Here is a 20,926-nt window from a genome sequence, read left to right on the forward strand (position 1 = left end):
GACTTCTAATTTATCTATTAATACAATTGTCATATTTAAAGACGAAATATTTGCTCCACCCTATATTCTTTGTAAAAAGTTGAAATTTTATCCTAGCCCCCCTTAAAAAGGGGGGTTGGGGAATCTCTAATAATCAAACGTCAATAATGATCGTCTTGATTAACAATTTTAATCTTGCTAGCGGCTTTAGTCGCTTTATCTCGCGCCTCTTGGACATTACTTGCTTTCGCCAAAGCAACTCCCATTCTGCGGTTAGGGCGAGAATTGGGCTTTCCAAATAATCGAATGTCTACATTCGGTTCAGATAAAGCCTCTTGCACGTCCATAAAAGCGATTGAATTTGAATGTTTACTTGCCAGAATGACTGCACTTGCTGAATCCCCTAATAGTTCTATTTTAGGAATTGGTAAGCCTAAAACCGCTCTTAGATGCAATTCAAATTCATTCAAGTTTTGAGAAATTAATGTCACCATTCCCGTATCATGAGGTCTGGGAGAAAGTTCGGAAAAAATTACAGAATCCTTGGTAATAAAGAACTCCACCCCGAAGATTCCAGCGCCTCCCAAAGCATCAGTAACTTTTTGCGCGATCGCCTGTGCTTCCAAAAGCAAGTTTTCTGGCATTGTTGCGGGTTGCCAAGATTCTTGATAATCTCCTCTTTCTTGACGATGACCAATAGGAGGGCAGAAAATGGTCGGAGCATTCCACTGCTTAATGGTTAGCAAGGTTATTTCTAATTCAAAAGGAATGAACTCTTCGACAATAACTTTTTGAGTATCTCCTCTAGATCCTTCAATCGCATACTTCCATGCCGCTTCAACCTCATCGCTCGAATTGACGACCGATTGACCTTTTCCAGAGGATGACATCACAGGTTTCACTACATTAGGAAACCCAATTTTGTCGCAAGCATCAATAAATTCTTCTAGCTTTGTTGCATAAGCATATTTAGCAGTTCTAATTCCTAACTGTTGATGGGCAAGTTCCCTAATCCGGTCTCGATTCATCGTGTAATGGGTAGCAGTAGCAGTCGGAATGACTGTAAACCCTCTCTTTTCAAATTCAATTAGTTTCTCTGTCCTTATCGCTTCGATTTCTGGAATAATTAAATCTGGCTGATGTTTTTGCACAACGGCTTCTAGGTCATCAGCGCTAAGCATAGAAACTACTTCAAATTCATCAGCAACTTGCATTGCTGGAGCATTATGATAGCGATCCACTGCAATGATATGGTTGCCTAGACGTTGAGCAGCGATGACAAATTCTTTGCCGAGTTCTCCTGAACCAAGCAGCATGATTTTTTGAGGAAGCTTCAGAGAGTGTCCCATTGATTTTTTGACTTTGAGCTACCAGATTTCGCCAATTCATTGTAAAACTAAGCAGCGCTATTTAGATCGCGATCGCCTAAAATTTATACATTATCCTTTCCTAACCTTCTTCTGTCACTTTCCGAAGTAAGCAAGTAGTAAATAAGTAAAATTATCCAGAAGCATAGCAGGGTTTAAATTGATTCATTGCAGCAATTAAATGATTAAATCCTAGTAATAAATGTGAATCAGGGAAAATGTTTAGCCAGGGATAAATCATCCAAAATAGTAAGAGTAGTTGAATAATTAGACGCCAATTATTTATAGTATTCTTCCATCCGCATTCATGGTTCTATTGCTGATGATTTGAAAAATCAATAGAACTAGTTTCTTTTACCTCAGTCTCAATTTTACAAGATTGATTTAAGCCTAAAAAGGCTGGAGAATTTAAACTAATCATTGTGTAAACACAAAAAATTAGTTCCCACCATCTCTCAATATGTTGGAAATTCGTGAAACGGTAATCTGTCCAGCCCAGTTCCTGCTTACACTGTCGAAAACCATATTCCACCCAAGTTCTTAATCCCTACAGGTTACCTAAAATTTTCTTCAGGTTCCCTTGCAGATTTATCATTATGAAAGAAGTAGAATTCTCCGGCATGGTTTCTGGGTCTGTAGTTATTTCCCAGTGAGTTATGGCTCTCTTTTTACCATAGATTATTTCTCTAATATATCTAATTTCTGATTTTTGATCGCTAGAGGTTCTTTCAAATCTACACCACTTGTTCGCCCTCACCCCCTGACCTACTGGTAGCCAAACTCCATGATTACTTCTTATTGCTACGACATAATCTAATTTGTATTCAGCGAGTTTTCTAATGAATTGACTACTTTCACCATATTAGCTATCAGCTAGTACTAATTCAATAATAAACCCTGATTCAATTAATTCAGTAATGATTTCTAATGCCAACTCTATTTTCGTTTTATATTTATCCTTTGGTTTTAGCGTCCCTTTTGGTTTGAATACTTTTACACTTAATGGAAAAGTTATATTAGAGTCAACTCCATAGGCATTGACGGAAACTATCCCATTCTCCACTTTCCCCACACTTCCTAAATATTGTCTTGCTACATAATCGGTCTTTTTCCCTTTCTTCCTATCTCCTGTTTCATCTATTACTACCGTAATCGCCTGCCCATTTAGTGCTTTCTTGAGTTTATTTAATCTTCGGTGTTTTAATTTATCTCCTGACCAATCTGAGTTGGCTAGAAAATGATGTAATGACTGGGCGGAGTTTATCCTTACGACTTTTGCTATCTCTGGTAATGATTTTCTTTTGATTGGTGACATTATTCCCAGATGTAAATATTTGAAGCACTCATAATTTCTTACTTCTTTAAATAGGTCTTTATACTCGGCACAATATTCATCTATAATGGCAACTGTTGGGTGAGCATCTCTTGCCAAATGTTTCAGGATTTGTAATTCTACATCCATTGCCCTACTTACCTTTCAGGGTTTTCTTTTTTTCTTCTTTTATTCAGAATACCCGGAAAGTGACAGAAGAGGGATAATTCTCATCGGAGTTTGAGTATCATCCAAACAGGAAGTAACCCTACAACTCTCGGTTATGAGTGTACTTGTTTGACTGGATGCTAGAGACTTTTTCTACAGTTAGGGAAAGTTTAGTAGGAGAGAAATAAAAAAAAGGCGATCGCGTTAAACGCGATCGCCTTTTTTCTTTGGGTTAAGAGTTATGGGTCAAGAGCCATTGATAGACTCACGACGAATAACTCAGGACTAATGATTAAAGACTCAGATTACTTAGTTTCCGTCACCCGCCAGCTGAGTTTTAGATTGATCCAGAAATTCCACAAAGTCACCGCAGCGATCGCAATTAGCTTCGCAACGTATTGATTCACACCCAGGACATTGAACAGCAAATTCAGGATCAAAAGGTTTAATACCAGCCCACTCAGACAGACCAGATTAAATTTCAACAGCCGCTTGAACCGCTTGTTCCATCCCTGTTGGCGACTGGAAATGTCAGCAAAAGTCCAGCTGTCATTCCACAAGAAATTATTGATAATTGCCAACTCCGAAGCCAAAGCTGCACTGCTCGTCAGTCCCAATCCCACTTGGGTACGCAGCAGATAAAAGACTGCCATATCTACAAATACGCCGCTGAAACCGACTGCACCAAATCGGAGAAATCGACCAATGGGCCAGCGGGAAAGGCGTAACCTCAGTAGATGCCGCAGATAATCTACATATTGCTTCGCACTGACCTTACTTTCCCCCGCTTGGCGTTCTTGAAACACGTAGCCTGCTTCAGCAATCCAACGGATATCGCCCCGACCCAGCACCTCAATTAAAATTTTGTAACCCACCGGACTCAGTGTTTTGCCCACCAAGCACTCGCGGCGTACCAAAAAGTAACCACTCATCGGATCGGAGACACGACCCACTACTCCAGGCAGCAGTATTAACCCCAGCATCTGGGCACCGCGAGATAAAAATCTACGTATAATACTCCAGTCGCTGACGCCGCCACCTTCCACATGGCGACTAGCCGCCGCCAAATCTGCGCCCCGATCCATTTTCGCTAACAGCTGCAATAACAACTCTGGTGGATGCTGGAGATCGGCATCAATTACGCCTAATATCTCTCCCCGCGCTGCCTGCCAGCCGCGAATTACCGCTGTCGAAAGTCCCCGTTCTTCAATCCGCCGCATCACTCGCAGATGCGGATACTCCAACATTAGAACCTGAGCGATTTCCCAAGTTCCGTCGGGGCTATTATCATCGACCACAATCAGTTCATAGTCATTCGGGATAGCTCCATCCAACAGCTGAGTCAGTAATCGGACAATCTCCCGGATGTTGTCCCCTTCGTTATAGGTAGGAACCACTAAAGAAAAACGGAGTGGGCGTGTATGGGCGTACCCACGCTCTTCCCCTAATTTCTCGAAATTCTTAGAGCCTGCTAAAGCCGTGGGAAGACCTAATTCAGCGATTTGCAATGATTCTGATGGAACCCGCAATAGGGGTGGCAATCCAGGAAGCGTGGGATTGTTTTTAATATCTTTGCGGCTTTCCACCATATATCTTTATTCCTCTTTAAAGTCAATAAAATCAAATACTTGCAGCTAAACTTAGAGCCTGAGCGATGTTCTCAGATTCAGCCTGTCCAGACTTCAGAGAAATCTGACCCTCTAATCTTGAGATCCTTAAAAAGATCCGTAAAAATTAGCGGCTCCTGTCAGGTACGCAAACTTACGGTTTTAGGGCTGCTCTATACTACGCAACAAGTACTTAATACCACATCCGTACGGCAGTATCTTTACTTAATCTTTAAATTAGTAAGTAGATTTACAGGTCAACCTGTAAAGATTGAGTGAAATGATATCTAAGCTACTGCAAATGTTACAAGATTGATGTAAAAGAGCAAATCAATTTTCTTCAGTAAGACTCGCAAGAGATTACCTTTTTACTTAGAAAAGAGATTTTAATAAATTGTAATATATAAGTCAGTAAAAATTCGCATAAAAAAGTCTGCTGACACAATAACTTGATTTGAATATCCGTAAATTTGCTCAAGATTGCATCTTTTCTCAAGTTACACTAATGGGTAACTTTTTCTTAGCCTCTTTTTTCAGGACGATAGAGAATCGAAATGTCAAGCAAATTTTGACAAGATCCTCCAGTCCCCGCTGCATTAGGGGAGAAATCCCAAAAATTGCACGCTGGGTTTAATTTTCGATCTTTAATTGTTTTTGTAGAGATTGGCGCATCACGTCCACTGGCGGCTCGCGGTTTAACCAGATTTTCAGGGCGGCGGCTCCTTGTTGGACGAGCATTTCCAGTCCATCAACGATAATTGCGCCTTGTCTTTGTGCTTGTTGCAGAAACCGGGTAGGGTTGGGTTTGTAAATTAGATCGTAAGCGATCGCGCCTTCTGGCAAATTGGCGATCGCTTCTGCGTCTAAGGGAGACTCGTCAACCTTCGGGTACATCCCAACAGGTGTTGTATTGACTAACAAAGATGCTTGAGAAATCAGATTCGGGAGTTCTTCCCAAGAATGGGTGCTGATTTCTACTGGTAAAGATGAATTGCGCCAGCTATTTTGAAAAGCGGTTAAATTCTCCCGGTTTCGCCCAACAACATGGATTTGGGCACAACCCAGCTTTTTACAACCGGCAACCACTGCCCGCGCCGCACCACCATTGCCTAAAATGACCGCTAGACTTTGGCTCCAATCGCCCTGGTCAGCTTCCAGGGGGGCGAGGAAGCCTTCAACATCCGTATTCGTGCCCATCCATCCCTTATCCGTCTTCGTAACGGTGTTGACAGCTCCTATCGCTTGGGCAATGTCGGATACTTCTGATAGCAGGGGGATAATTGCCTGTTTGTGGGGAATGGTAACGCTAAAGCCCACAAAATTATCCATTGCGGCAAAACCGGCGATCGCTTTCTCTAAATCTTCCGGCGCGACCGACAAAGGTACATAAACGCAATCTAATCCTAAATGAGCGATCGCCGCATTGTGCATCACCGGCGATAGGGAATGCCCGATGGGATGACCAATCACCCCTAAAAGTTTGGTTGTACCTTGAATCATCTGCATTTGGAAAAGTTGGTAACAAGCATCGCTTCTTACTACCATACGGCTATCGGAAATCTTGTTGACAAGCAATTAAGAGCGACTTGTCACGGGGATGAGAAAAATCATTAACGACCGACAACTGACAACAGATACATAACCAAGCTCAGCAAAACTGAGTTGTATGCCAAAATCAGGATTGATGCATACTGAGCGACCATGCTGGGAACACAACTGGGAGGGCGCTATAAAGTTGTCAAAGTCTTAGGAGCTGGAGGATTTAGTCAAACTTACATTGCCGAGGATACGCAGCGACCGAGAAACCCTAAGTGTGTTGTAAAGCACCTCAAACCTGCTCGTCAAGATCCTGCTTTTTTGCAGGTGGCTCGACGGATGTTCAAAACCGAGGCAAAAACGCTTGAAAAACTGGGCCACCACCAACAAATCCCTCATCTGCTAGCTTACTTTGAACAAGATCAACAATTTTACCTGGTGCAGGAGTTCATTGAAGGTTCGCCGCTGAGCGATGAATTGCACCAAGGTACGCGACTGAGCGAATCTGAAATTATTCAGTTCTTGCAGGATGTACTGGGCATCCTGGAGTTTGTTCATGCTTATCAAGTCATCCACCGCGACATCAAGCCGAGCAATTTGATCCGGCGGCGACAGGACGGCAAATTAGTTTTAATTGACTTTGGCGCGGTCAAGGAAATCCGCACCCAGTTGACGAGTGGAACCGATCAGACCAGCATTACAGTCGGAATTGGCACTCAAGGTTATGTGCCGAGCGAACAACTAGCGGGTAAGCCAAAATACAGCAGCGATATCTATGCCTTGGGGATCACTGCCATCCAACTGCTGACTGGGTTAAGACCGAACCAGCTACCAGAAGATCCTGAAACCTCTGAGATTATTTGGCGGGATAAAGTAAAGGTCAGCGATCGCCTAGCAGCAATTTTAGACAAGATGGTACGATACCACTTCCGCGATCGCTACCAGTCCGCTACAGAAGTCAGCCAAGCGATCGCTTCATTGACAGAGGTATCGTTATCTGAAAATACGCCCGTTGCAGAAAAATTTGATCCAGAAAATATTGCCGACAAAAGCGGGGAAAAAATTAGCGATCGCGCGGGTGTCCTTGAGAAAAAGGCATCGCCGATCCGTTTAGCGATCGCCAGTATCCTCGCTACCAGCTTGTTGCTAGGGGTGAGGCAACTGGGTGGTTTGCAGTCCTTGGAACTGGCAACCTTCGATCAGATGGTGCGGTTACGGTTTGCGACACGGGTATTGGGAGACTTAGATCGTTCATCCCCAATGGAAGGGCCAGATCCTCGCCTTTTAGTCGTCGAAATCACCGAAGCAGATATTAAAGCTCAAAACAGATATCCGCTATCCGACCAGACTCTGCATCAGCTGTTAGCGCAACTAGAACGGCATCAACCACGAGTCATCGGTTTGGATATCTATCGCGACATCCCGATGGAACCCGGTCATGCAGAATTATCTAAGCAATTACAAAAGAGCGATCGCATCATTACCGTCTGCAAAATCAGCGATATCGATAATCCTGGAGTTGCACCGCCAAAAATTGTCCCGGAAGACCGCCTTAGCTTCGACGATTTGGTGATCGATCCCGATAACGCCGTTCGCCGCAGTCTCTTGTTTGCGACTTCCGATGTCGGTGCCTGTAAGACCCCCTACTCCCTCGGTGCGCGTTTGGCACTGCGCTACCTGGAACAACTGGGAATCGAGGCACAACCGCACCCAAAAAATTATCTCCAGCTCAATTCAATTGTCTTCAAACCCCTAGAAGCCAATTTTGGAGGATACCAGCAGGCAGATTCAGGCGGCTACCAGATCCTGCTCGATTATCGCTCCGCTCATAATATCGCCCAGCAGGTAACGCTCACTGAAGTTTTGAAAGGTCAGATTAACCCCGACTGGGTTAAAGATCGCATTGTTCTGATCGGTGTCACCTCACCCACAGTTGATAACGTTTTTTATACTCCCTACGGGGGCAGTCGTAAGATGTTTGGGGTAAGGGTGCAAGCACAGACCGTCAGCCAAATCCTCAGCGTTGTTCTAGACAAGCGACCTTTGTTTTGGTCTTGGTCGGAATGGGTTGAGGTGCTATGGATTGTGGGATGGGCAGCCGTTGGCGGCATTTTAGCTTGGCGAATCCGTCATCCCCTGCGATTGATTGTGGTTGGAACTGCAACGCTGGGCATTTTGTTCGTTACCGGCTTCTATTTCTTTATGCAGGCAGGTTGGGTACCTGTCGCAGCACCAGCGCTGGGTTTGCTAGGTAGCGGCGGCTCCACGATCGTCTGTCGGCTGGCTCCAAAAAGAAGAAAACAAGAGCAACCTAAAACTCCCCAAGAGACGCTTTCAGCACCGATAGATAACTGCCCCCCAGAGGAGTCAATCCCAGCAGATACACTATTCACTCAGGAAATCAGCTTCCACTCAGGTTCTACACAAACAACGATGGGTGGCAACTTAGAACCTAATCAGTGCCACTCTTTCTCTCTTTCCGCCACTGAGGGGCAGCTATTGACAGTGGCAGCCGTAGAAGGCAACGTCAATATCACCGTAATCGATCCGGAAGGGCAAACGGTCGGGACGATTACCGATGGCGCACAGTGGCAAGCATTGCTGCCTTCTGCTGGCAATTACAAAATTGAAGTGTACGCGCCTGATGCATCTGTTTATACGGTCAGTTTTGATGTCGGAAACGATGCAACGGAAAGTTCAAACCCGACAATTCTCACAAATTCTCAATTGAACAGCAATAATAGTTTGACAGAGACAAGGATAGACGGCTAAAAGATTTATTGAGTTTGTTTTGCTTGAGATTGCTAATAGTTAATTGATTGATTAATGAATTGCACAATTATGGGTATATAGGAATCCTAGTTCAGTAGTGAGATGGGAGGATTTAGCTCCCCGATTTTTCCTTCACGAATCATGGAGAATTGGTATAGCAACGAGCAGTGAATTGGAGCGCCTTAATGGGTCTGAGTCGGTGCCGCTGGCTCCTCTCGCTGAGCTTTAAATGCAGATGAACCGGGAAGAGATTCTAGAGCGAGCTGACCAGCGATCGCTTTCTCTTCCACACTGCCTTGAATCTTAATTTCCCTTCGCACTTCATGAATCGACACCCCAGCCCCATCAGCTGGGAGAGTCAATCACGATCAGCGTATAATTGCCCCAATGGCAACTCCTGAGTTGTAGAGCGATCGCTGCCATCAATCAGTCTACCCTCAACCTGATTTCTCAACAGTATTTGAGCAGATTCTTAAATATTTCTATATCTTTTTGCTGCCAGTTGAAGATTGCTTGGCTTCACATGGACTTTGCTAACTAAGTTTCTGCGAGGAGTGAGTCAGGGATCGGGCTTTTATGTCTCTCATCAACTGAAGAAAAATTTTTTAAATTAATAGCTCGTCACCTAGTGGCAAGTTTCGCTTTTTCCACATTTACAAAGCGAGGTTGCAAGGTGACAACCGTTTTGCGATCGCGATCCTTTACCTGACATTGCTGAATTAAACTTTGATTTAGCAATGCCCAATTTAGGGCAATCTAGAGATTCCACCTAAATCTTGGCAAATTCACCAGAATCTGCCTCAACCGTTTTAGTTTGATAAAAGCAGTTTTGAAGAAAGGCTTTATGTAGGCGATCGCTAGATAGTTGTTGTCACGTATACAAACAAAATTCATAAACCTTAAACTGCCTCTCCCACCAAGTATGGACAAGCAAATTTAGCTGATCTGGGGGGAAGAGGGGTTCGAGACAGACAGATAAAACTAAATTCTTCCCTTGACTTACCCAAATAGAATTGTCATGTTTAATAATGAAGAATATCTATCTAAAGATGGGGAATCAATCTTGAATCAAGTGTTGTACTGACTCAACTTGCTCAATCTCTAGCAGATTCTTCTGCATATTACTCGCTGTTATGGAAACCCAAGACTCAGCTATCCATCAGTTTGAGCTTCAACTCTGAGTCGAATGCGCTTGAGGGGTCGCGGCAAAAGCTAAAGCTAGGAAGCTTATCTAACCGTATCTTTATGCATCGGGAATAACTCCGAATTATAGCCAAAGATCGTAATATGTGGAAGCTTTTAAAAGAATTGTTTTCTTCAGGACAATTTATCCCTCACGGTCACTGCTACCTTTGGCAAACGAAACTGGTATGGCTTCACCTGGTTTCTGACTTGTTGATTGCGATCGCCTATTTCTCAATTCCGGCGATGCTCATCTACTTCATCCACAAGCGGAAAGATATTCCCTTTCAAGGGATATTTGCCTTATTTGGAGCCTTTACTATTCTCTGCGGTACCGGGCACCTGATGGAAATCTGGACGCTTTGGCATCCAGTTTACTGGCTGACAGGAATTGAGCAAGCGATGACTGCCTTGGTTTCCTGCTACACGGCTCTACAAATGGTAACGCTGCTGCCGCAATTCCTGGCTTTGGAAACGCCCGAACAGCTAGAGATTCTCAACCAGGAACTCCAGAGCGAGATTGCAATCCGGGTGCAGGCAGAAGAAGCATTACGCCGCGTCAACGATGAGTTAGAAATTCGGGTTAGCGATCGCACCGCCGAGTTATTAAAAACGCTGCATAATCTAGAATCTGAAATCGCCGAACATAAACAGACACAGCAGGAGTTACTCCAGAGTCAGCATTTCATTGAGCGGATTGCCGAAGCAAGCCCCAATGTTTTGTTTCTCTACGATCTGAGCGAGCAGCGCAATGTTTATATTAATCGTGAAATCGGCGCGACTTTAGGGTATACGCCCCAAGAAATTCAAGAAATGGGGTTAGGTTTCCAAAACCTGATGCACCCTGACGATTTCGCCAGACTGCCGGAATATTTCCAACAATTCGAGGACGCCGCTGACAGCGAAATCTTTGAGAATGAGTACCGGATGAGGCATCGAAATGGAGAATGGCGGACTCTGCTCAATCGGGATACTCTGTTTGCGAGAACCGCTGAGGGCAAGGTAAAGCAGATTCTCGGCACGACAAGCGATATTACTGAAAGAAAGCAAGCAGAAGTTGAAATTCGTCTGTTGCTGGAAGCAACCCAAGCCATCAATCGTTCTGTTGACGTTGATACTGCTTTAGCAATTATTTTGCGGTTAATTTGTACGACAATCGGCTGGGATTTGGGAGAAACTTGGGTTCCGTCTGATGATGGTACAGTTTTAAAAAATAGTCCGGGTTGGTACGGGTGCGATCGCGAAGCGGTCGTCGCCTTGCGACATAGCTCGGTTGAAGAATTCCGACGCCATAGCGAAACAGTCACATTTAGAGCCAACGTGGGTCTGCCAGGGCGCGTTTGGTCATCGCAGCAACCAGAATGGGTCGAAGATGTTTCCGAAGCCACCCAGGAAACCTTTGTGCGAGCGCAAATCGCCGCAAAAGTTGGATTAAAGACGGGTTTGGGCGTGCCAATTCTCGCCAATCAGCGAGTGTTGGCAGTTTTAGTTTTCTTTAAGCGTGGCAAAAGTGCAGAAGATCGACATTTGTTTGAGCTAGTAAGTGCAGTTGCGGCTCAGTTAGGTTGGCTGATTGAGCGCAAACTTGCCGAAGCCGCTCTCAGAAGCAGCGAAGAACGGCTGCAAATGGCGTTAGATGGGAGTGCTTTAGGGATATGGGATTGGAATTTAACGACCGGAGAGATGTATTTCGACCGGCAATGGAAGAAGATGCTGGGGTATGAGCCAGAGGAGATTGAGAACAGTTACCAGTCCTGGGAGCGGCTAGTACATCCAGAGGATACCTCTCGGGCGATAGACTCTTTAACCTTGCATCGGGAAGGTAAAACACCCGTTTCCGAAATTGAATTGCGGATGCGCTCAAAATCAGGCGAATGGAAGTGGATTTTGTGTCATGGTAAGGTAATGGAGCGCGATCGCTCTGGTGTGGCGCTGCGGATGACGGGGACGCATAAAGACGTTAGCGGAGCGAAGCGCGACGAAGTCGTTCGCATTGCCTTAGAACGAGAACTCGCCTTGCGGGAAGCTCGCCTGAATGCCTTTTTCAGCTCGGCTCCTGTCGGATTGAGCATCATGGACGAGCAACTGCGATTTGTGCAAATCAACGAACTCCTGGCAGAGGTGAATGGTTTCCCCGCGGGTGACATGATTGGCAAGAGCCTCTGTGAAGTCATCCCCGATATCGCCCCTAAGCTGGAACCTCTCTATCGGCGAATGTTCGCAACAGGTGAATCTATTCTCAACCAAGAAATCAGCGGTGAAGTACCGAGCCAACCGGGTATTGTTCGAGACTGGATGGTTTCTTTCTTTCCCATACCAGACGAGGATAATCGGCTTTCTGGCGTTGGGGGAGTGGTGATGGAAATCACTGCTCGTAAACAAGCGGAGGTGGCACTGCGCTCGGCGACCGAACGCCTGCAACATCTGCTCACCTCTAGTCCGGGAATTATTTATAGCTGCAAGGCATCGGGGAATTATGACATCACCTTTGTCAGTGAGAATATCAAGACAGTTTTAGGCTATGAAGCCCAAGAATTTCTCGAAGATGGAACTTTTTGGGCAAGCCACATCCATCCAGAAGATGTTAGTCGCGTCTTTGCTGAATTACCGCGACTGTTTGTTACAGGAGATTACGCCTACGAATACCGCTTTTTGCACAAGGACGGAACTTATCGCTGGCTCTACGATCAGATGAAATTGGTCAAAGACGAAGCGGGTAATCCCATCGAGTGCGTTGGGTATTCCTTAAACATCAGCGATCGCAAGCACTCAGAAGAGCGGCTGCGACTGCTGGAGCGAGCGATCGCCGCTTCTAGCAATGGTATTGTCATTAGCGATGCCCAACTGCCCGACACGCCAGTGATTTACGTCAATCCAGCTTTTGAGTCCATCACGGGTTACTCGGCAGCAGAAACTCTGGGCAAAAATTGCCGCTTTTTACAGGGACCCGACACCACCCAACCCGCTCTTGAGGAGCTGCGGCTGGCACTGCGCGAAGCAAGAGAGTGTCGCGTTGTGCTGCGGAACTATCGCCAAGACGGCAGCTTATTTTGGAATGAATTTTCTATTGCTCCGGTGCGAGATGCTTTAGGGTGCTTGACTCACTATGTGGGGATTCAAGCGGATATCACCGAGGAGCGAATCGCAGTAGAAGCGCTGACCAATCAATTTAGCCGGACTGTCCTGCTCAAGCAGATTGCCGAAGAAATCCGCTCTAGTTTAGAACCTCAGCACATCTTTGCCACCGCCGCCGAACAAATTTCTCAGCTACTCAGGATCGATCGCTGCCTCATTCATACCTACGTGGTGGAACCGGAACTCAGAATTCCGATAGTCGCTGAGTTTGTGGCTCCTGGTTATCAATCGCTACTGTCTTTGGATATCCCTGTCGTTGGCAATCCCCATGTCCAGCTAATGCTCGCACAAGATGCTGCCATTTCCTCACCGGATGTTTATGCTGAGCCTCTTTTAGAAGCGGTTGAGCCATTTTGCCGCCAGATCGGTCTAAAGTCGATGCTAGCAGTGCGGACTTCTTACCAGGGAGAACCGAACGGAGCAATTGGCTTGCATCAGTGCGATCGCATCCGTCAGTGGACAGCAGACGAGATTGAACTATTAGAGTCTGTTGCGGCTCAAGTCGGGATTGCGATCGCTCAAGCTTCCCTCTTAGAGCAGGAAAAACAACACCGTGCCTATCTCGACTGCCAAAATCAACAGCTACAGCAAGAAATTAGAGTTCGTCAACAGGCACAAGAAGAGCTTGTCAATGCTCAAAGCGAACTGCGGCGGCAGTTAGTCGCGGTAGAGTCGGCATTGGATGGTATGGCGATTCTCAATGCCGAGGATGAGTACATCTATCTGAACGATGCTCATATCAAGATTTTTGGATACGACAACATCAATGACCTTTTGGGTAAGACTTGGCACAAACTTTTTTACCCAGATGAAATTAATCGCTTGGCTCAAGAAGTTGTTCCCATTCTGTTACGAGAGGGAGAATGGTGTGGAGAAGCAATCGGTAAAAAGCAGGATGGAAGCACCTTTTTCCTAGAAATTTCTCTGACTTATACCGAAGAAGGATTTCGGGTTTGCATCTGCCGGGACATTAGCGATCGCAAACAAGCGGAAATTGCCTTGCAACAGCAATTTTTGCGGGAACGGTTGGTGGGGACTATCCAAGAACGCATTCGCTCCTCTCTTAACCTAGAGGCAGTCTTGAAAACAGCCGTGGATGAAGTCCGACAATTTTTGGCAACCGATCGGACAATTATTTACCACTTTAATCTAGACTGGAGCGGGGTTGTGGCTGTCGAGTCCGTGGGCGAGGATTGGACGCCAATTGTCGGAAGCAATATTCAAGATGGCTGCTTTGTGGAAACCTATGTCCCCCTTTACCAGCAAGGTCGCATTCGAGCGATGGCGGATATTTACAACGCGGGTCTAAATGAGTGCCATATTGATTTACTCAGCCAGTTTGAGGTGAAAGCGAACTTGGTGGTTCCGATTTTGCAAGGAGAAAATTTGTGGGGATTGCTGATTGCCCAGCACTGTGAAGGCGCAAGGGAGTGGCACTCCTCCGAAATCGAATGTCTCAGACAGTTATCTGTGCAATTGGCGATCGCTATCCAGCAATGCACGCTCTTTGAAAAAGCCACCACTGAAATTATCGAGCGCAAACGGGTCGAGGAGGCATTGCAACGGAGCAACAGTCGGTATCAAAATTTGGCAACAAACATACCGGGCATGATTTATCAATTTATGATGCGCCCGGATGGGATGATGAGTTTTCCGTATATCAGTCCCGTTTGCCAAGAAATCTTTGGTCTTTCTCCAGAAGCGGTTCAGCAGAATATATCTTTAATATTTGATGTAGTTCATCCAGATGACTTACCCAATGTCATTGAATCGATCGCTGTCTCAGCGAATACGCTAAAACATTGGCATGGCATCTGGCGAATTATTGTGCAAGGGAACATCAAATGGATTCAAGGGGATTCTCGACCGGAAAAGCAAGCGGATGGGAATATTCTCTGGGATGGTTTGATGATCGATATTAGCGATCGCTTTCAGGCTGAGGCAGAATTACGCAGAGCGAAAGAAGCTGCCGAGGTTGCCAACCACGCCAAGAGCCAATTTCTCGCCAACATGAGCCACGAACTGAGAACGCCACTCAATGCCATCCTCGGCTTTACCCAAGTGATGAACCTTGACTCATCTCTATCCAAAGCTCATCAGGAATATCTGGGAATCATTAATCGAAGTGGCGAACATCTCTTGGAATTAATCAACGACATTCTAGAAATGTCCAAGATTGAGGCAGGCAGAACGACTATTCATGAAAATTGCTTTGACTTAATTCGCCTCTTGGACAACCTAGAAGAGATGTTTCGATTAAAAGCGAAATCCAAGGGATTACAGATTATCTTAGACTATGCCCCAGATATTCCTCAATACGTGCAAACAGATGAAAGTAAATTGCGGCAAATCTTGATGAATCTCCTCGGAAATGCCATCAAATTTACTTCATCCGGCGGTGTCACCTTGCGAGTTAGACATCAAATCGATAATCCGCAGAAATCTCATTCCCCATTATCCATTCCCAATCACCGTTTGGTGTTTGAAGTCGAAGATACCGGCCCTGGTATTTCCCCACAAGAAGTAGACAAACTATTTGAAGCTTTTTCCCAAACAGAAACAGGTCGGCAATCTCAGCAAGGAACTGGATTAGGCCTACCAATTAGCCGCAAATTTGTGCAACTTCTGGGAGGAGATATTGCAGTCAGCAGCCAAGTAGATCGGGGAACGCGATTTTCATTTGATATCCAGATTCGTCAAGCTGAAGCGACTGATATTCAAACGACACAGCCGCAACCCAGGGTGATTGGTTTAGTCCCGAACCAACTTCAATATCGCATCCTGGTTGTGGAAGATCGCTTGGAAAATCGCATCCTGCTAGTCAAACTCTTAACAGATGTTGGATTTGAAGTGCGCGAAGCCGAAAATGGTCTAGAAGCATTTGCCCTGTGGAAGACTTGGCAGCCGCACCTGATCTGGATGGATATGCGGATGCCAGTGATGGACGGGTATGAAGCTACCCGACGCATTAAAGCGGATGTGAATGGTCAGGCGGTAGTCATTATTGCGATAACGGCTAGTGCCTTTGAAGATCAGCGAAACCTGATTTTGTCAACAGGCTGCGATGATTTCATCGGCAAACCTTTCCGGAATGAAATTATCTTTGAAAAAATGGCTCAACATTTAGGGGTACGTTATCTTTATGAAGAGTCATTAGAAGGCGAAAGTTGCTTCCTCCCTCGACCTAGGGGGACTACGGAAACTTCAGCACCCAATTCATCGTTTCTCCTAAGTCCTTCGTTCTTTCAAGAGATGCCTGTTGAGTGGATTGCAGCTCTCTATCAAGCCGCTATTGAGGCAGATGCGGAGTTGATTTTGAGCCTCGCCGAGCAAATCGCGGAGTCAAAGGCTCCAATATTCAATGCTCTGGTGGATTGTGTCAACAACTTTCAGTTTGAACAGATCACTGATTTAATCGAACAAATTATCTAATGAATAGCGATCGCGTATTTCCACTAAACGGAAATATTCTACTTGTTGACGATACGCCAAACAATCTGCGGCTGTTATCCGATTTGTTAAGTCATCAGGGCTATAAAGTTCGCAGCGTAACGAACGGACAAACTGCTCTAAAAGCGTGTCAGGCAAAACCGCCCGATTTGATTTTGCTCGACATCAATATGCCTCAAATGAATGGCTATGAGGTCTGCGAAAAACTGAAAGCGAACGAGCAAACCCGCGAGATTCCTGTAATTTTTTTAAGCGCTCTCGATGAGGCGATTGACAAGGTAAAAGCTTTTACGGTTGGCGGAATCGATTACATCAGCAAGCCGTTTCAGGTAGAAGAAGTGTTAGTCCGCGTCAAGAATCAACTGGCTCTGAGAGAAGCACAAGTAAAAGTTCTGGAACTGAACGCAGAGCTTGAAAATCGGGTCAAGGAGCGTACCAGTCAGTTAGAAAGGACGAATCAAGAACTCAATGAAGAAATTCTTGAGCGCAAGCGAATCCAGAGCCAACTGCTAGATATGGCGTTGCACGATCCGTTAACTGGCTTGCCCAACCGGGCTGTCTTCATGGAGCGTCTCGAAAACGCACTCAGCCGGACTAAGCAAGAGGCAGATTATCAGTTTGCGGTGTTATTTCTCGATTGCGATCGCTTTAAAGTCGTCAACGATTCTCTCGGTCATCTGGTGGGAGACGAACTGCTGATTGCATTTGCCAAGCGTGTCCAAAAGGCTCTTTCCAGACGACTTGAACCCTGTTTGAACATCGTCAATACGCTAACGCGATTAGGAGGTGATGAGTTTGCAATCATCGTTGAACAAATTAATGATGCCTGCACTGCTACCGTAGTTGCCGATCGGATTCTTCAAGAACTCATGCATCCTTTTCAACTATCCAGGCATGAAGTATTCATGAGCGCCAGTATTGGCATCGCTCTGGGGAATAGTAACTATGAACAACCTGAATATTTGTTGCGGGATGCAGATACTGCTATGTACCATGCAAAGACATGTGGCAAAGCTCGGTATCATGTTTTCGATCCAGCTATGCACCAGGAAGCTATCCAGCTTTTACAGCTAGAAACCGACCTGCGAAAGGCTATAAATCAACAAGAATTTCAAGTTTATTATCAGCCGATTGTTGCACTGAATACGGGCAAACTTGCTGGATTTGAAGCGTTAGTGCGCTGGAATCATCCCCATCGGGGATTTATTTCTCCATTGGACTTCATTCCAATTGCAGAAGAAACAGGTTTGATTACTCAGATTGATACTTGGGTGATGCGGGAAGCTTGCCAGCAATTAAAGATTTGGCAACAACAAAAACTAACGCAAGAACCTCTAACAATTAGCGTGAATCTTTCAGGTCGGCAGTTTTCCCAATCAAACTTAATTGAGCAAATAGACGAAATTTTTAAAAAAACTCAACTAAGTCCACAAAGCTTAAAACTAGAAATCACAGAAAGTGTCCTTATAAATAATAGCCAATCAGCAATGGCAATTATTCAGGAACTCAAGAAGCGTCAAATTCAGTTAAGCCTTGATGACTTCGGAACAGGTTATTCTTCCTTAAGTTACTTGCACTGCTTTCCAATTAATACCCTGAAGATTGACAAATCTTTCGTTAACCGTATGGAAAGTAGTCAAGAAAATATAGGGCTGGTTCCCGCAATTATGAGAATGGCTCATACGATGGGGATAAGTGTGATTGCTGAAGGAATAGAAACTTCCGGTCAATTAGCCCAACTAAGAGCGCTCAATTGTGATTTTGGTCAAGGATATTTGTTTTCCAAACCTGTAGAAAGTAAATTAGCTTCAGAACTAATTGAAGCAGATCCTCAGTGGTAACTAATTATCTAGGAAAATTTCTTTTTATTTTAAAAATTAAATTTAATCTGCGGAGCATACAAAATAAATTTAATCGGGGGAGTGTACATCTGCTTGTATTTCTCTTTCGGCTAAAAGATACGGTGTTCGCACGTCTTTAGTTAAGTTGCAAAACGTTGATTTCCCTGGCATCTCCCCAATAAATTGGGAGATTTTAACTTGATTTTCCCCTTGTTTAAGGGAGGTTATGAGAATAAAACGACGCTTGCAAGTTCAAGAAGACTTGTGTGTCCACGGTAGCCTTTAAAAGAGGGTAAAGTATTTTGTAGGTTGGCTTTCTTCCTTCAAGCCAACACTCTGTTCGGTTGGGTAAGACCTAATCCTTCAAACCAACCGCAGATTTCGTTGCTTTAAAAATTTCCACAAAATTATTCCATTTATCACGGCTTTGTCCCATTAGTCTACTATCTCCGGATATATATACAAAAAAGGAAACAATTCGTTAGATTTATAAAAAGTTAGTCTGAAGGCTTAAACTCTTTAGCCGGACAGCACAGACCTTTCCAAAAGCGCACCTCTATCAACACTAGCCGCACTAAACTTTATGGTATCAACTCCTCCATCTCAAGCTTCGTCATCTCAATACGAAGTTACTAATTCAGAAGCAGAAATCGAGTCTTTGGTTATCGAAGCTAAACCAGAAAGTGATATTGATTTAGAGTTTCTATACACCAGAGATATTGAATTTCGCCAGGAAACCATTTACTTCATTGTTGTAGATCGTTTCTATGACGGCGATCCTGACAACAGCGAAGGGCCAAACCCAGAACTTTACGATCCAGAGCGAAAAGATTGGGGTAAATATTGGGGTGGAGATTTACAGGGAATTATTGAAAAATTAGATTACTTAAAGGACTTAGGAGTTACCGCAGTTTGGCTTACCCCCCTGTTTGAGCAAGTGGAAGCATTATTTGTTGAGCAAGCTGCGATTCATGGCTATTGGACGAAGGATTTTAAACGGATTAATCCTCGCTTTATTGGCAAGGATGAAGAACCTTCGCTCAATAAAACTCAAGATACAAAAGATACAGTTTTTGACAGATTAGTTGCTGAGTTACACAAACGCAAGATGAAACTGGTGTTGGATATTGTGTGTAATCACAGCAATCCAGATTTCAGCGGGAAGAAGGGAGAACTCTACGACGATGGAGTAAAAATTGCTGATTTTAATGACGATAAAGATAACTGGTATCACCACTATGGTGAAGTTACCAATTGGGAAGATGAGTGGCAGGTGCAAAATTGTGAATTGTCTGGTTTAGCAACTTTTAACGAAAATAACGTCGAGTACCGAAACTACATTAAATCAGCCATTAAACAATGGCTAGACCGGGGAGTTGATGCTTTACGGGTTGATACTGTAAAGCATATGCCGATCTGGTTTTGGCAAGAATTTAACGCGGATATTACCACTCACAAACCAGATGTTTTTATCTTTGGCGAGTGGATTTTTAGCGACCCTCGAAGCGACCTTTCGGTAGAATTCGCCAATGAATCTGGCATGACAATGCTAGATTTTGGTTTTTGTTTGGCAATCCGAGCGGCTTTGGCGCAGGGTGCTGAAGGAGGATTTCACCTGATTCAAGATGTTCTGGATCTGGATCATCGTTACTGCGGGGCGACGGAGTTGATTACATTTATTGATAATCACGATATGCCCCGCTTCCAGTCATTGAATCCCGATCCAGAGATGCTGCGGGTAGCGATCGCTGTGATTATGACCTCCCGTGGGATTCCCTGTATCTACTACGGTACAGAACAGTATCTCCACGACGATACCAACGACGGTAACGATCCTTACAACCGTCCGATGATGGAAAATTGGGATACCGAGTCACGCCTCTATCGAGATATCCGGTTGCTATCAGGTTTGCGGCGATTAAATCCAGCCGTATCGATGGGGAGTCAGTGGCAAAAATATCTAACGCCTGATGTTTATTGTTATGTACGTCGTTACCGCGATTCTGTTTTGTTTGTAGCGATGAATCGAGGGGAAGCTGTCAAGTTGGAAGCAATTGATACGGAGTTACCAGACGGCGAACATACCGATATTTTAATGCGGCGCAAGTTTGAAGTTACAGACGGAAAGTTGCAAGACTTGGAACTAGACGCGCGGGATGTAATTGTCATCAGTCATGTTGGGGAACGCATCAAGGGGCAAACGATTGTGCGGGTGCAACTTAATGGAGTGCAGACACAGCCGGGTGAAACTGTTGTGGTAATCGGAGATTGTCCGGAGTTAGGCAATTGGGATATCTCTAAGGCGTATCCCCTAGAATTCATCAATACTAATACTTGGTTTGGGGAAATTCCCTTTGATGAAAGTGCTGGAAAGTTAATTACTTACAAGTATGCACTGTGGCGTGAAGGTCAGGCACCCTTGCGCGAAAATACTGTCGGTCGCCGCTGGGTTATTGCCACGGAAGGGACAGTAAAATGGCGCGATAGATGGGCAACAGGACGGGAATCTTAAGCATTTAAACGCAAAGGTACGCTAAGGAAATCTCAAAGGTACGCAAAGGAATATTTAACTTTGTG

8 protein-coding genes and 1 pseudogene are annotated in these 20,926 nt (G+C 44.8%); 4 read left to right on the forward strand and 5 right to left on the reverse strand.

Going from position 1 to position 20,926, the window contains the following annotated elements:
• Positions 1–140 precede the first annotated feature (140 nt).
• The 4 genes and pseudogenes from purT to H6F52_RS12815 all read right to left on the reverse strand — a co-directional run bounded on the left by purT (position 141) and on the right by H6F52_RS12815 (position 5,933).
• The gene (gene purT / locus H6F52_RS12800) at positions 141–1,328 is read right to left on the reverse strand and encodes a formate-dependent phosphoribosylglycinamide formyltransferase (RefSeq protein WP_190535161.1); all 1,188 of its coding nucleotides are present in this window, start codon (positions 1,326–1,328) and stop codon (positions 141–143) included.
• 151 nt (positions 1,329–1,479) lie between these two features.
• Positions 1,480–2,808, reverse strand: a pseudogene (locus tag H6F52_RS12805) (IS701 family transposase).
• Between the two features lie 323 nt (positions 2,809–3,131).
• Positions 3,132–4,415: a glycosyltransferase gene (locus tag H6F52_RS12810; protein ID WP_190535164.1), complete on the reverse strand. Its 1,284-nt coding sequence runs from the start codon at positions 4,413–4,415 to the stop codon at positions 3,132–3,134.
• A 648-nt stretch (positions 4,416–5,063) separates the two neighbouring features.
• The gene (locus H6F52_RS12815) at positions 5,064–5,933 is read right to left on the reverse strand and encodes a shikimate dehydrogenase (protein WP_190535333.1); all 870 of its coding nucleotides are present in this window, start codon (positions 5,931–5,933) and stop codon (positions 5,064–5,066) included.
• A gap of 201 nt (positions 5,934–6,134) precedes the next feature.
• Between H6F52_RS12815 and H6F52_RS12820 the strand changes: the two genes are divergently transcribed.
• The gene (locus H6F52_RS12820; RefSeq protein WP_190535167.1) at positions 6,135–8,741 is read left to right on the forward strand and encodes a CHASE2 domain-containing protein; all 2,607 of its coding nucleotides are present in this window, start codon (positions 6,135–6,137) and stop codon (positions 8,739–8,741) included.
• 182 nt (positions 8,742–8,923) lie between these two features.
• On the opposite strand, the gene H6F52_RS12825 is transcribed toward H6F52_RS12820, so the two are convergent.
• Positions 8,924–9,103, reverse strand: coding sequence for a hypothetical protein (locus H6F52_RS12825; protein WP_190535170.1), 180 nt, complete (start codon positions 9,101–9,103; stop codon positions 8,924–8,926).
• A 925-nt stretch (positions 9,104–10,028) separates the two neighbouring features.
• Here H6F52_RS12825 and H6F52_RS12830 point away from each other — a divergent pair.
• The 3 genes from H6F52_RS12830 (at position 10,029) to H6F52_RS12840 (ending at position 20,861) form a co-directional block, all read left to right on the forward strand.
• The gene (locus tag H6F52_RS12830; RefSeq protein ID WP_190535173.1) at positions 10,029–16,490 is read left to right on the forward strand and encodes a PAS domain-containing protein; all 6,462 of its coding nucleotides are present in this window, start codon (positions 10,029–10,031) and stop codon (positions 16,488–16,490) included.
• Positions 16,490–18,349 (forward strand): GGDEF domain-containing response regulator, encoded by a 1,860-nt coding sequence (locus tag H6F52_RS12835; protein WP_190535177.1) that lies wholly within the window; start codon positions 16,490–16,492, stop codon positions 18,347–18,349. The genes H6F52_RS12830 and H6F52_RS12835 overlap by 1 nt, the downstream gene beginning before the upstream one ends.
• A gap of 583 nt (positions 18,350–18,932) precedes the next feature.
• On the forward strand, positions 18,933–20,861 hold the full coding sequence (locus tag H6F52_RS12840; RefSeq protein ID WP_190438964.1) for an alpha-amylase family glycosyl hydrolase: 1,929 nt from the start codon (positions 18,933–18,935) through the stop codon (positions 20,859–20,861).
• Positions 20,862–20,926: the final 65 nt, after the last annotated feature.

Source organism: Coleofasciculus sp. FACHB-542 (assembly GCF_014695825.1).
Lineage (GTDB): Bacteria > Cyanobacteriota > Cyanobacteriia > Cyanobacteriales > FACHB-T130 > FACHB-T130.